The organism is Bacillus stercoris, assembly GCF_029772985.1.
GTDB classification, from domain to species: Bacteria; Bacillota; Bacilli; order Bacillales; family Bacillaceae; genus Bacillus; species Bacillus stercoris.
On the sequence record NZ_CP121861.1, the window covers coordinates 1,389,125 to 1,401,692 of the forward strand.

Annotated in this window: 11 protein-coding genes; 8 read left to right on the top strand and 3 right to left on the bottom strand. The window is 44.7% G+C overall.

The genetic code is table 11. The features are described from left to right. Nucleotides 1–27: 27 nt before the first annotated feature. Nucleotides 28–969, top strand: a complete 942-nt coding sequence (gene nrnA, locus QA442_RS07215; RefSeq protein ID WP_095432420.1) for a bifunctional oligoribonuclease/PAP phosphatase NrnA — start codon at nt 28–30, stop codon at nt 967–969. A gap of 17 nt (nt 970–986) precedes the next feature. Here nrnA and QA442_RS07220 read toward each other — a convergent pair whose 3' ends face one another. From QA442_RS07220 to ytrH, 3 genes are all read right to left on the bottom strand, one after another. After that, the gene (locus QA442_RS07220; RefSeq protein ID WP_003229407.1) at nt 987–1,178 is read right to left on the bottom strand and encodes a YtzJ family protein; all 192 of its coding nucleotides are present in this window, start codon (nt 1,176–1,178) and stop codon (nt 987–989) included. Nucleotides 1,179–1,280: 102 nt separating this feature from the next. Continuing rightward, on the bottom strand, nt 1,281–1,784 hold the full coding sequence (ytrI, locus tag QA442_RS07225; protein WP_003229408.1) for a sporulation membrane protein YtrI: 504 nt from the start codon (nt 1,782–1,784) through the stop codon (nt 1,281–1,283). After that, nucleotides 1,781–2,122, bottom strand: coding sequence for a sporulation membrane protein YtrH (gene ytrH, locus QA442_RS07230; RefSeq protein WP_003229410.1), 342 nt, complete (start codon nt 2,120–2,122; stop codon nt 1,781–1,783). Before ytrH ends, ytrI begins: the two co-directional genes overlap by 4 nt. A gap of 139 nt (nt 2,123–2,261) precedes the next feature. Here ytrH and dnaE point away from each other — a divergent pair, with 139 nt between their 5' ends. The 7 genes from dnaE to QA442_RS07265 all read left to right on the top strand — a co-directional run bounded on the left by dnaE (nt 2,262) and on the right by QA442_RS07265 (nt 12,568). After that, on the top strand, nt 2,262–5,609 hold the full coding sequence (dnaE, locus tag QA442_RS07235) for a DNA polymerase III subunit alpha (RefSeq protein ID WP_095432419.1): 3,348 nt from the start codon (nt 2,262–2,264) through the stop codon (nt 5,607–5,609). A 137-nt stretch (nt 5,610–5,746) separates the two neighbouring features. Next, nucleotides 5,747–6,979, top strand: a complete 1,233-nt coding sequence (gene ystJ, locus QA442_RS07240) for an NADP-dependent malic enzyme (protein WP_014664951.1) — start codon at nt 5,747–5,749, stop codon at nt 6,977–6,979. Between the two features lie 334 nt (nt 6,980–7,313). After that, nucleotides 7,314–8,186: an acetyl-CoA carboxylase, carboxyltransferase subunit beta gene (gene accD, locus QA442_RS07245; protein WP_095432418.1), complete on the top strand. Its 873-nt coding sequence runs from the start codon at nt 7,314–7,316 to the stop codon at nt 8,184–8,186. Beyond that, entirely contained in the window at nt 8,171–9,148 is a 978-nt protein-coding gene (gene accA / locus QA442_RS07250) for an acetyl-CoA carboxylase carboxyl transferase subunit alpha (RefSeq protein ID WP_014664949.1), read from the top strand. The genes accD and accA overlap by 16 nt, the downstream gene beginning before the upstream one ends. Nucleotides 9,149–9,331: 183 nt before the next feature. Next, nucleotides 9,332–10,291, top strand: coding sequence for a 6-phosphofructokinase (pfkA, locus tag QA442_RS07255; RefSeq protein ID WP_003229420.1), 960 nt, complete (start codon nt 9,332–9,334; stop codon nt 10,289–10,291). 42 nt (nt 10,292–10,333) lie between these two features. Beyond that, on the top strand, nt 10,334–12,091 hold the full coding sequence (gene pyk / locus QA442_RS07260) for a pyruvate kinase (RefSeq protein ID WP_040082156.1): 1,758 nt from the start codon (nt 10,334–10,336) through the stop codon (nt 12,089–12,091). Between the two features lie 93 nt (nt 12,092–12,184). Then, entirely contained in the window at nt 12,185–12,568 is a 384-nt protein-coding gene (locus QA442_RS07265; RefSeq protein ID WP_095432417.1) for an FxsA family protein, read from the top strand.

Below are 12,568 nucleotides of genomic sequence, written 5' to 3' on the forward strand. Positions count from 1 at the left end.
TGAATAAAAACAATAAAGGAGAATCAAATGAAAACAGAACTAATCAGAACCATATCATTATATGACACGATTATCTTACATAGACATGTGCGTCCTGATCCAGATGCCTACGGATCACAGTGCGGGCTTACGGAAATCTTGCGTGAAACATATCCTGAAAAAAATATTTTTGCGGTTGGCACGCCTGAACCGTCCCTTTCCTTCTTATATTCCCTTGATGAGGTGGACAATGAAACATATGAAGGCGCACTTGTCATTGTCTGCGATACGGCAAATCAGGAAAGAATCGACGATCAGCGTTATCCTTCAGGCGCCAAACTGATGAAAATCGACCACCATCCGAACGAAGATCCATACGGTGACCTTCTTTGGGTCGATACAAGCGCCAGCTCAGTAAGTGAAATGATTTACGAGCTGTATTTAGAAGGAAAAGAGCACGGCTGGAAGCTGAATACGAAAGCGGCAGAGCTGATCTATGCCGGCATTGTCGGAGATACCGGACGCTTTTTATTTCCGAATACCACGGAAAAAACATTAAAATATGCAGGCGAGCTCATTCAGTATCCATTCTCTTCCTCAGAGTTGTTTAATCAATTGTATGAAACAAAACTGAATGTGGTGAAGCTTAACGGCTTTATCTTTCAAAATGTGTCTTTGTCCGAAAACGGCGCCGCTTCTGTTTTCATCAAAAAGGATACGCTTGAAAAATTCGGCACAACAGCTTCTGAAGCGTCGCAGCTTGTCGGGACGCTTGGCAATATCTCAGGTATCCGCGCTTGGGTGTTTTTCGTAGAAGAAGACGATCAAATCAGAGTCAGATTCCGTTCGAAGGGGCCTGTCATTAACGGACTTGCCCGCAAATATAACGGCGGAGGGCATCCGTTTGCTGCCGGCGCCTCTATTTACAGCTGGGATGAAGCCGATCGGATTTTAGCTGATCTGGAAACAGTATGTAAAGAACACGAGTAGAGGGGAGACCCTCTCTCTTAGTGTTCATCTGTGACGGGGATGAACCAGCAGCCAAAATCAGTAAGGTCCTCGTAGACTTGGAGATTGTGAGATTGAAGTTCTTTTTTAATGAGGGAAGCGAGTGAGTTTGTTTCGGCATATGCAGAAAAACCTTGTCTGAGACGGGCTGCTTGATCTTTTGCTAACTGACGGTCACTGTAAACCTCCATTTCCCTTTCCTCCTTCCTTTCGCCATTAAGCCTCACATATAGTTTATAAAAAAGAATGGGAAAAAGCGACAGAAGTTTGGAGAATTTAAAAAAAATCCATAATTATGTGGCGAATGATATTTCAAGTTCTACTGTCAGCCTCGTATAAATAATCAATTCTCTGACGGTTGCCTCGTATTTTTTTTCATTGATCATATAGACTTTATTTTCAATTGTCCTTTTCAAAAGATCCTTTGTTTGATAGACGCTTTCTATGTCTTTGGTAATGACCTCTGAAATATCATCCTTTACATGCTCCTCGAATTTCGTTTTATCCGGCTGCGATATTTTATATTTATCCCCATTCAGCAACTTAACGCTGACGCTTTGAATCAGCAGTTTTCTTTTATTATCTTCATTCAGTTTATGGAGGTCTTCCTGATAGATCGAAATTTGATTGTTCAAGTCTTTTACATGCTCTTTTTGTTTTTCGATGAGGCTGACCTGCTCCTCTTGAAATGTTCCGTAAGTAAACAGGAAAAAGAACCAGCTGATTACGGCTCCGCACATCATTCCCGCGAAAAAGCGCTGCCATCCCGGTTTTTTGTAATGCTGAGGGACCCTCATGAAGAAAGATGCTCCTGGGTCAGCCATGATATAATGAGCCAGCCGCTTTGCGCGCCTCCCATGGCGGAAATAATCAAAAGAAGCTGCTTAAAGATATCTCTCGTATTGCCTTCGAGTATGCCGCGTTCAAAGCTGTATACTGCATCAAAGGTGCCTCCGATAGCTGCAACAAGCGCCCAAATTTTTAACCGATTCGCAAGCTTTGTAATGGCTGTAAGCGGGGGTTCGCCCGCCAAATATGCTCCGAGCCCTCCGATGAGTGCGCCCCCGATCAGCACCCCTAACGCAATGAAGTAGCTATTGATAAAATTCACCATAAATCCTGCTTCCTGATCCATCTTTATCACCTCACCTTTTATATCATATTGAGCTTTCAGGACAAGTATGATGATGAGTCAAAAAAGAACATTTGTTTCTTTTGGAAACCGGCCTTATAATGAAGAAAGAAATGGATCGTAATGAGAAAGAGGTGATAGCATGTCTTTTGTTCACCTGCAAGTACATAGCGGGTACAGCCTGCTAAACAGCGCCGCGGCTGTGGAAGAGCTCGTCAGTGAAGCTGACAGGCTCGGATATGCGTCTTTGGCGCTGACAGATGATCATGTCATGTACGGAGCTATTCAATTTTATAAAGCTTGCAAGGCGAGAGGGATCAACCCGATAATCGGTTTGACAGCTTCCGTTTTTACAGATGACAGCGAGCTTGAAGCCTACCCGCTCGTCCTGCTGGCAAAATCAAATACAGGCTATCAAAACCTGCTGAAAATCAGCAGCGTTCTGCAATCTAAATCAAAAGGCGGGCTGAAGCCGAAATGGCTTCACAGTTATCGAGAAGGCATTATCGCAATAACGCCCGGCGAAAAAGGATATATTGAGACGCTTCTTGAAGGAGGCTTGTTCGAACAGGCCGCTCAAGCTTCGCTGGAGTTTCAGTCTATATTCGGAAAGGGAGCCTTTTATTTCTCCTATCAGCCTTTTAAAGGGAATCAAGTTCTGTCTGAGCAAATTCTAAAGCTGTCAGAAGACACGGGTATCCCTGTTACGGCCACAGGCGACGTGCACTACATAAAGAAGGAAGATAAGGCTGCCTACCGTTGTCTGAAAGCGATTAAAGCGGGGGAAAAGCTGACGGATGCACCTGCTGAAGTTCTGCCTGATCTCGATTTGAAACCAATTGAAGAAATGCAAAACATTTATCGAGAGCATCCCGAGGCATTGCAAGCTTCTGTGGAGATCGCGGAACAATGCCGGGTTGACGTCAGCCTCGGGCAGACCCGTCTACCGTCTTTTCCGACCCCAGACGGAACGTCCGCTGATGATTATTTAACGGATATCTGTATGGAGGGACTCCGCAGCCGTTTCGGCACGCCTGATGAACGATACCTTCGCCGTCTTCAATATGAGCTTGATGTCATCAAGCGGATGAAGTTCAGCGATTACTTTCTGATCGTGTGGGATTTTATGAAGCACGCCCATGAAAAAGGGATTGTTACAGGACCGGGACGGGGTTCTGCGGCTGGCTCTCTTGTGGCATATGTGCTGTATATAACAGATGTAGACCCGATTAAGCATCACCTTCTGTTTGAGAGATTTTTAAATCCCGAACGCATCAGCATGCCGGATATTGATATTGATTTTCCCGATACAAGAAGGGATGAAGTCATTCAATATGTTCAGCAGAAATACGGTGCGATGCACGTCGCACAGATTATCACCTTTGGAACACTTGCGGCAAAGGCGGCGCTTCGGGACGTCGGCAGAGTATTTGGCGTCAGCCCGAAGGAGGCAGATCAGCTTGCAAAACTCATTCCTTCAAGACCGGGCATGACGCTGGATGAAGCGAGACAGCAGTCACCGCAGCTGGATAAACGGCTTCGGGAGTCAAGCCTGCTTCAGCAAGTCTATACAATTGCCCGAAAAATAGAAGGGCTGCCAAGGCATACATCCACCCACGCAGCAGGCGTTGTCCTGAGTGAAGAACCATTAACAGATGTTGTTCCGCTTCAGGAAGGGCATGAAGGGATCTATTTAACGCAATATGCGATGGATCATCTTGAAGACTTAGGCCTTTTAAAAATGGATTTCTTAGGCTTGAGGAATCTGACGCTGATTGAATCCATCACTTCAATGATTGAAAAAGAAGAAAACATCAAAATAGATCTTTCAAGTATTTCCTACAGCGATGATAAAACGTTCTCCTTGCTGTCCAAAGGGGATACGACAGGGATTTTCCAGCTCGAATCTGCAGGGATGAGAAGCGTCCTGAAGCGGCTAAAACCTTCAGGCCTCGAGGATATTGTGGCGGTCAATGCGCTGTACCGGCCCGGCCCGATGGAAAATATTCCGTTATTTATTGACCGTAAACACGGACGGGCGCCTGTCCATTATCCTCATGAGGATTTAAGGAGCATTTTGGAAGATACATATGGCGTTATAGTGTATCAGGAACAAATTATGATGATTGCTTCCCGCATGGCGGGGTTTTCTTTAGGCGAAGCAGACCTATTGAGAAGGGCTGTCAGCAAAAAGAAAAAAGAAATCTTAGACAGAGAGCGAAGCCATTTTGTTGAAGGGTGCTTAAAAAAGGAGTATTCTGTAGACACTGCAAATGAAGTCTACGATTTAATCGTCAAATTCGCAAACTATGGCTTTAACCGAAGCCATGCGGTGGCATACAGCATGATCGGGTGCCAGCTTGCGTATTTGAAAGCTCATTATCCGTTATATTTTATGTGCGGATTGCTGACAAGCGTCATTGGCAATGAGGATAAAATTTCTCAATATCTTTACGAAGCAAAGGGGAGCGGGATTCGTATCCTTCCTCCGTCAGTGAATAAAAGCAGTTTTCCGTTTACAGTTGAAGACGGATCTGTCAGGTACAGCCTCCGCGCCATAAAAAGTGTAGGCGTCTCAGCAGTCAAAGATATATATAAAGCAAGGAAAGAGAAACCATTTGAAGATCTTTTTGATTTCTGCTTTCGCGTGCCGTCAAAAAGCGTAAATCGCAAAGTGCTTGAAGCACTTATTTTTTCTGGTGCGATGGACGAATTTGGCCAAAACCGGGCCACGCTGCTCGCATCCATTGATGTTGCTTTGGAACATGCTGAGCTATTCGCCGCGGACGATGACCAAATGGGATTGTTTTTAGAGGAATCGTTTTCAATTAAGCCGAAGTATGTGGAAACGGAAGAGCTTCCGCTAGTGGATTTACTTGCATTTGAAAAGGAAACGCTCGGCATTTATTTTTCAAATCATCCGCTCTCCGCCTTCCGAAAACAGCTCGCTGCGCACGGAGCAGTCTCCATTCTGCAGGCTCAGCGGACAGTCAAAAGGCAGCTTTCGCTAGGCGTTTTGCTGTCGAAAATCAAAACGATTCGGACGAAAACAGGTCAAAACATGGCGTTTTTAACGCTCAGTGATGAAACCGGCGAGATGGAAGCCGTAGTCTTCCCTGAACAATTCAGACAGCTTTCACCCGTTTTAAGAGAAGGCGCTCTTTTGTTCACAGCGGGGAAATGCGAAGTAAGACAAGATAAGATCCAATTCATCATGTCCCGGGCAGAATTATTAGAAAATATGGATGCAGAAAAAGCGCCATCGGTTTATATAAAAATAGAAAGCAGTCAGCACAGCCAGGAGATCCTGGCGAAGATTAAGCGCATTTTGCTGGAGCATAAAGGGGAAACAGGCGTTTATCTCTATTATGAAAGGCAGAAACAGACGATTAAGCTTCCTGAGTCGTTTCATATCAATGCGGATCACCAGGTGTTATATCGCTTAAAAGAGCTGTTGGGTCAAAAAAACGTCGTTTTAAAACAGTGGTAACGAGTCACTTTTTGTTATACAATTGGAGCAATTATGTGATCCTGTTTAAATATTCAGATAGATTTTACTCCGCAGAATGCAGCAAACAAAGCAGCAGTATACGAATCAAAAAATATCCATAAGGAGTGTTTAAGAGAATGTCATTAAGAGAAGAAGCATTACACCTGCATAAAGTCAACCAGGGGAAACTGGAGTCTAAATCAAAAGTAGAGGTCAGAAACGCGAAAGATTTAAGCCTCGCGTATTCTCCGGGTGTTGCAGAACCGTGTAAGGATATTCATGAAGACATTAACAAAGTATATGATTATACAATGAAGGGGAACATGGTAGCAGTTGTAACTGACGGTACAGCTGTGCTTGGCCTTGGAAACATCGGCCCTGAAGCCGCGCTTCCTGTTATGGAAGGAAAAGCCGTTCTATTCAAAAGCTTTGCGGGCGTAGATGCGTTTCCGATTGCTTTAAACACAAACGATGTTGATAAAATCGTAGAAACTGTTAAATTGCTTGAGCCGACATTTGGCGGCGTCAACCTTGAAGACATTGCAGCGCCAAACTGCTTTATCATTGAAGAGCGCCTCAAAAAAGAAACAAACATCCCTGTTTTCCATGATGATCAGCACGGTACAGCTATTGTAACGGTAGCAGGTCTTGTAAACGCACTGAAACTGTCTGGAAAATCAATGTCATCCATTAAGGTTGTCGCAAACGGCGCGGGTGCGGCTGGCATAGCGATTATCAAGCTTCTTCACCATTACGGCGTTCGTGACATTGTGATGTGCGATTCTAAAGGGGCCATTTATGAAGGGCGCCCGAACGGCATGAACGATGTCAAAAACGAAGTGGCGAAATTCACGAACCAAGACCGCAAAGACGGTTCTCTGAAAGATGTCATCGTTGATGCTGACGTATTTATCGGTGTTTCTGTAGCGGGTGCGTTAACAAAAGAAATGGTTCAAAGCATGGCAAAAGATCCGATTATCTTTGCAATGGCAAATCCAAATCCGGAAATCATGCCGGAAGATGCGCGTGAAGCCGGCGCAAGCGTTATCGGAACAGGGCGTTCTGACTTCCCGAACCAAGTAAACAATGTCCTTGCATTCCCTGGTATTTTCCGCGGAGCGCTTGACGTGCGTGCCACTCATATTAACGAAGAAATGAAAATCGCAGCGGTTGAAGCCATTGCTTCACTGGTTTCAGAAGATGAGCTTAGCGCAGACTATGTCATCCCTGCACCGTTTGATAAACGTGTTGCGCCTGCTGTTGCGAAGGCTGTGGCAAAAGCCGCGATGGAAACAGGTGTAGCAAGAATCACTGTTGACCCTGAGGAAGTCGCAGAAAAAACAAGAAAACTTACGATTATTGGCGAATAATTTTAATTCGTTCCAAAAATGGCAGCGCGTTGGCGGAGACCAGCGCGCTGTTCTCAAGTTAAACTGTCGGCTGAAATTTTTTTAGGGGGTTGGCCTTAAAAAAATTTCAGCCGCGTTTAACATTATTTTTGAATACGCTGTCAACCTTGTCGTTTCAACACCTTATCTGATTTCATCCCAGCCTTTCCGAGCACGTCATTGAATAAAAAGTTGTCGAATTGAGGATGACAGCGTTTGACAAAAAAAGTACAATAGTTTCGGTAAAGTTATTAGCAAGTCTATCTGTTTGATGACATGCGGTGAAGAGAACCCTTCACAAAAGGGAGGTAATCATTTGTTAAAGGATATATTCACGAAAAAGAAAAAGTATGCTTCCGTACCATCTGATCAAGCGAAGCACGATGTTCCGGAAGGCATTATGACAAAATGTCCTAAGTGTAAAAAAATCATGCTCACTAAAGAGTTGGATAAAAATATGCGGGTATGCATGAACTGCGATTATCATTTCCCAATGAACGCAAAACAGCGTATCGAAAGCTTGATGGATGAACAATCCTTTGAGGAATTCAATCAGGGAATGCTGTCGGAAAATCCGCTTGGTTTCCCGGGATATCTGGAAAAGCTTGAAAAAGATCGCGAGAAAACATCCTTAAACGAGGCTGTTGTGACAGGTAAGGGCACCATCGGAGGACACCCGGCTGTTGTCGCCGTCATGGATTCTTCATTCAGAATGGGCAGCATGGGTTCAGTCGTCGGTGAAAAAATCACGCTTGCGATTGAAAAAGCAAAAGCTGATAAAGTTCCGTTTATTATTTTTACGGCTTCAGGCGGCGCTAGAATGCAGGAAGGCATATTAAGTTTGATGCAGATGGCTAAGACAAGCTCTGCGTTAAAACTGTTCAGCGATGAACAGGGTCTTATCATTTCTGTGATGACGCATCCGACTACTGGAGGCGTATCAGCAAGCTTTGCATCTCTTGGCGATTACAATTTCGCTGAGCCTGGCGCGCTGATCGGTTTTGCCGGAAGACGGATTATTGAACAGACAATAGGAGAAAAACTGCCTGAGGACTTTCAAACGGCTGAATTTTTATTAAAACATGGACAGCTTGATTCGGTTATTCATCGTGACGATATGAAAAAAACGTTAGAAAATCTGCTGGATATGCATCAAACAGGAGGTGACATTGAGTGGCTCCAAGATTAGAATTTGAAAAACCGGTGATCGAACTGCAAAACAAAATCACCGAACTAAAAAAATTCACCCAAGATTCCGATATGGATCTAAGTGCGGAAATTGAACGGCTGGAAGACCGTCTCGCTAAGCTTCAGGATGATATTTACAAAAATCTGAAACCATGGGACCGGGTCCAAATCGCACGTCTGGCTGACCGTCCGACAACGCTTGATTATATCGAACACCTGTTTACTGACTTTTTTGAATGTCATGGAGACAGAGCATACGGTGACGATGAAGCCATTGTCGGCGGGATTGCGAAGTTCCACGGCCTTCCTGTAACGGTAATCGGGCATCAGCGCGGGAAAGATACGAAGGAGAACCTTGTCCGCAATTTTGGGATGCCGCATCCTGAAGGCTACAGAAAAGCGCTGCGTCTGATGAAACAGGCTGACAAATTTAATAGACCGATTATCTGTTTTATTGATACGAAGGGGGCATACCCTGGACGAGCAGCGGAAGAAAGAGGACAAAGCGAAGCCATTGCCAAAAACCTATTTGAGATGGCCGGCCTCCGAGTACCTGTTATCTGCATCGTCATTGGTGAAGGCGGAAGCGGCGGAGCCCTTGGTCTGGGGGTAGGCAACCACTTGCATATGCTGGAAAACTCTACTTATTCTGTTATTTCTCCAGAAGGTGCCGCGGCACTTTTATGGAAGGACTCCAGTCTTGCTAAAAAAGCAGCAGAAACCATGAAAATCACTGCGCCGGATTTAAAAGAATTAGGTATTATAGATCATATGATTAAAGAAGTAAAAGGCGGAGCGCATCACGATGTAAAGCTGCAGGCAAGTTATATGGACGAAACCCTTAAACAATCGTTAAAAACTTTGTTGAAGCTGAGCGAAGAAGAATTAATTCAGCAGCGCTATGAAAAATATAAAGCGATTGGCAAAGTCTCGGTTGAAGATCAATATATCGGGGTAAACTAAATAAACGTGAAGCCTTTGGCTCACGTTTATTTTTTGTGACATTCCTTAAATTTTATTTAAAAACGATTTATTTAATTGTATAATAGGTAAGGTTTCATAGGGAGGATGGAGATCCCTTTTCATTGTTTTTAGGGCAATGATCATGTTATGTTTAATCATATATGTTGCTGAGGTGAATGGAGAATGAAACGTATAGGGGTATTAACGAGCGGCGGGGATTCCCCGGGAATGAACGCAGCAGTTCGCGCAGTAGTCAGAAAAGCGATTTATCATGACGTTGAAGTTTACGGTATTTACAACGGATACGCGGGATTAATCAGCGGAAAGATTGAAAAGCTTGAACTCGGGTCAGTAGGCGATATTATACATCGCGGAGGCACAAAGCTTTATACGGCAAGATGTCCAGAATTCAAAACAGTTGAAGGCCGTGAAAAAGGGATAGCAAACTTGAAGAAGCTTGGTATTGAAGGCCTTGTTGTTATTGGCGGAGACGGTTCCTATATGGGTGCGAAAAAATTAACGGAACACGGGTTTCCATGTGTAGGTGTACCGGGTACAATTGATAATGATATTCCGGGCACGGATTTTACCATCGGTTTCGATACAGCTTTAAATACAGTAATTGACGCAATTGATAAGATTCGAGATACAGCGACTTCTCATGAACGTACATATGTGATCGAAGTAATGGGCCGTCATGCCGGCGATATCGCGTTGTGGGCCGGTCTTGCAGGGGGCGCGGAATCGATCTTAATCCCTGAGGCAGACTATGACATGCACGAAATCATTGCCCGCTTAAAACGCGGCCACGAACGCGGCAAGAAGCACAGCATTATCATTGTTGCCGAAGGTGTAGGCAGCGGGGTTGAATTCGGGAAACGCATTGAAGAAGAAACAAATCTTGAAACTAGGGTATCTGTATTGGGCCATATCCAGCGCGGAGGTTCTCCGAGTGCTGCTGACCGTGTGTTGGCAAGCCGTCTCGGCGCATATGCAGTTGAACTGCTGCTTGAAGGAAAAGGCGGACGCTGTGTAGGTATACAAAACAATAAGCTTGTAGACCATGATATTATAGAAATATTGGAGACAAAACACACAGTTGAGCAAAACATGTATCAGCTTTCAAAAGAACTGTCTATCTAATGTGCAGCTGAAGGCTGAAGATTTCAGAAGGAAGTGAACCAAATGAGAAAAACGAAAATTGTTTGTACCATCGGTCCAGCAAGTGAAAGTATTGAAATGCTTACGAAATTAATGGAGTCAGGAATGAACGTGGCTCGATTAAACTTTTCTCACGGAGATTTTGAGGAGCACGGTGCAAGAATTAAAAATATCCGTGAAGCAAGCAAAAAACTTGGCAAGAACGTTGGAATTCTGCTTGATACAAAAGGTCCTGAAATCCGCACACATACAATGGAAAACGGCGGCATTGAGCTTGAAACAGGCAAAGAGCTTATCATTTCAATGGACGAGGTTGTAGGAACAACAGATAAAATTTCAGTGACATATGAAGGTTTAGTCGATGACGTTGCACAAGGTTCAACGATTCTGTTAGATGACGGCCTTATCGGTCTTGAGGTACTTGATGTAGATGCCGCTAAACGCGAAATCAAAACAAAAGTATTAAACAACGGAACACTGAAAAATAAAAAAGGTGTTAACGTACCGGGCGTAAGTGTCAATCTTCCGGGTATTACTGAGAAGGATGCGCGAGACATCGTTTTCGGTATTGAGCAAGGAGTAGACTTCATCGCGCCATCTTTCATTCGACGTTCCACGGACGTGCTTGAAATCCGTGAGCTTCTTGAAGAGCACAACGCTCAGGATATTCAAATCATCCCTAAAATCGAAAACCAAGAGGGCGTTGACAACATCGATGCGATTCTCGAAGTGTCTGACGGCTTAATGGTTGCGCGCGGAGACTTAGGCGTGGAAATTCCAGCTGAAGAAGTGCCGCTTGTGCAAAAAGAACTGATCAAAAAATGCAACGCGTTGGGCAAACCTGTTATCACAGCGACACAAATGCTTGACAGCATGCAGCGCAACCCGCGTCCGACTCGTGCGGAAGCAAGTGACGTTGCAAACGCGATCTTCGACGGCACAGATGCGATCATGCTTTCTGGTGAAACAGCTGCAGGAAGCTATCCGGTTGAAGCCGTTCAAACCATGCATAACATCGCGTCCCGTTCTGAAGAAGCTTTGAATTATAAAGAAATTCTCTCAAAACGCAGAGACCAGGTAGGCATGACAATTACAGACGCAATTGGACAATCTGTCGCGCATACGGCGATTAACCTGAGCGCTGCTGCGATCGTAACGCCGACAGAAAGCGGCCATACAGCACGCATGATTGCAAAATACCGTCCGCAGGCACCGATTGTTGCGGTTACTGTAAATGACTCTATTTCCAGAAAGCTTGCCCTCGTATCTGGCGTATTCGCGGAAAGCGGCCAAAATGCAAGCTCAACAGATGAGATGCTTGAGGATGCTGTCCAAAAATCATTGAACAGCGGAATTGTAAAACACGGTGACCTTATCGTCATTACGGCAGGTTCTGTCGGTGAGTCTGGCACTACGAACTTAATGAAAGTTTATACTGTCGGCGATATCATCGCTAAAGGCCAAGGCATTGGACGCAAATCAGCTTACGGTACGGTTGTCGTTGCCCAAAATGCAAAAGAAGCTGAGCAAAAAATGACTGACGGTGCGGTACTTGTTACCAAAAGCACTGACCGTGATATGATTGCATCTCTTGAAAAAGCGTCTGCTCTTATTACAGAAGAAGGCGGCTTGACAAGCCATGCTGCGGTAGTCGGATTGAGCCTCGGCATTCCGGTTATCGTTGGTCTGGAAAATGCGACATCTATTTTGACAGAAGGACAGGATATTACCGTTGACGCTTCCAGAGGCGCAGTCTACCAAGGCCGTGCGAGCGTTCTTTAATCACAGGTGAAAACGGAAGGGGAATCCCTTCCTTTTCTCTTTATCTTGCCTTATGTTGAACAGAGGCGTGTTACACGTGTGGGGGGCTTGGATATGAGATTTTTATTTTTGCTTTTTATTGTGTTTCCGGCAATAGAAATCGGCATATTCCTCTTTTCAGGCAAGCTGATTGGCATTTTGCCGACAGTTCTTTTAATGATTCTGACAGGCATTATCGGAGCAGCAGCTGCAAAAAAACAAGGAACCGAAGTGTATTATAAGGTTCAGCGTGATTTTCAATATGGCAAAATGCCGGGAGAAGCGATTGCTGACGGCCTATGCATTTTCATTGGCGGCCTATTGTTGATGCTTCCGGGCTTTTTATCAGATTTGGCCGGCGCCTGTCTTCTTATCCCGTTTACCCGCGGCTGGTGTAAGCCAATTCTGTTCAAATGGCTGAGAGGAATGTCAAAGAATAAGCGGATCATCATCAAATAA

What these genes read in the sequence shown, in the direction of transcription:
- nrnA (WP_095432420.1), top strand. Translation starts at nt 28, where the DNA reads ATGAAAACAGAACTAATCAGAACCATATCATTATATGACACGATTATC.
- QA442_RS07220 (WP_003229407.1), bottom strand. Translation starts at nt 1,178, where the DNA reads ATGGAGGTTTACAGTGACCGTCAGTTAGCAAAAGATCAAGCAGCCCGT.
- ytrI (WP_003229408.1), bottom strand. Translation starts at nt 1,784, where the DNA reads ATGAGGGTCCCTCAGCATTACAAAAAACCGGGATGGCAGCGCTTTTTC.
- ytrH (WP_003229410.1), bottom strand. Translation starts at nt 2,122, where the DNA reads ATGGATCAGGAAGCAGGATTTATGGTGAATTTTATCAATAGCTACTTC.
- dnaE (WP_095432419.1), top strand. Translation starts at nt 2,262, where the DNA reads ATGTCTTTTGTTCACCTGCAAGTACATAGCGGGTACAGCCTGCTAAAC.
- ystJ (WP_014664951.1), top strand. Translation starts at nt 5,747, where the DNA reads ATGTCATTAAGAGAAGAAGCATTACACCTGCATAAAGTCAACCAGGGG.
- pfkA (WP_003229420.1), top strand. Translation starts at nt 9,332, where the DNA reads ATGAAACGTATAGGGGTATTAACGAGCGGCGGGGATTCCCCGGGAATG.
- pyk (WP_040082156.1), top strand. Translation starts at nt 10,334, where the DNA reads ATGAGAAAAACGAAAATTGTTTGTACCATCGGTCCAGCAAGTGAAAGT.
- QA442_RS07265 (WP_095432417.1), top strand. Translation starts at nt 12,185, where the DNA reads ATGAGATTTTTATTTTTGCTTTTTATTGTGTTTCCGGCAATAGAAATC.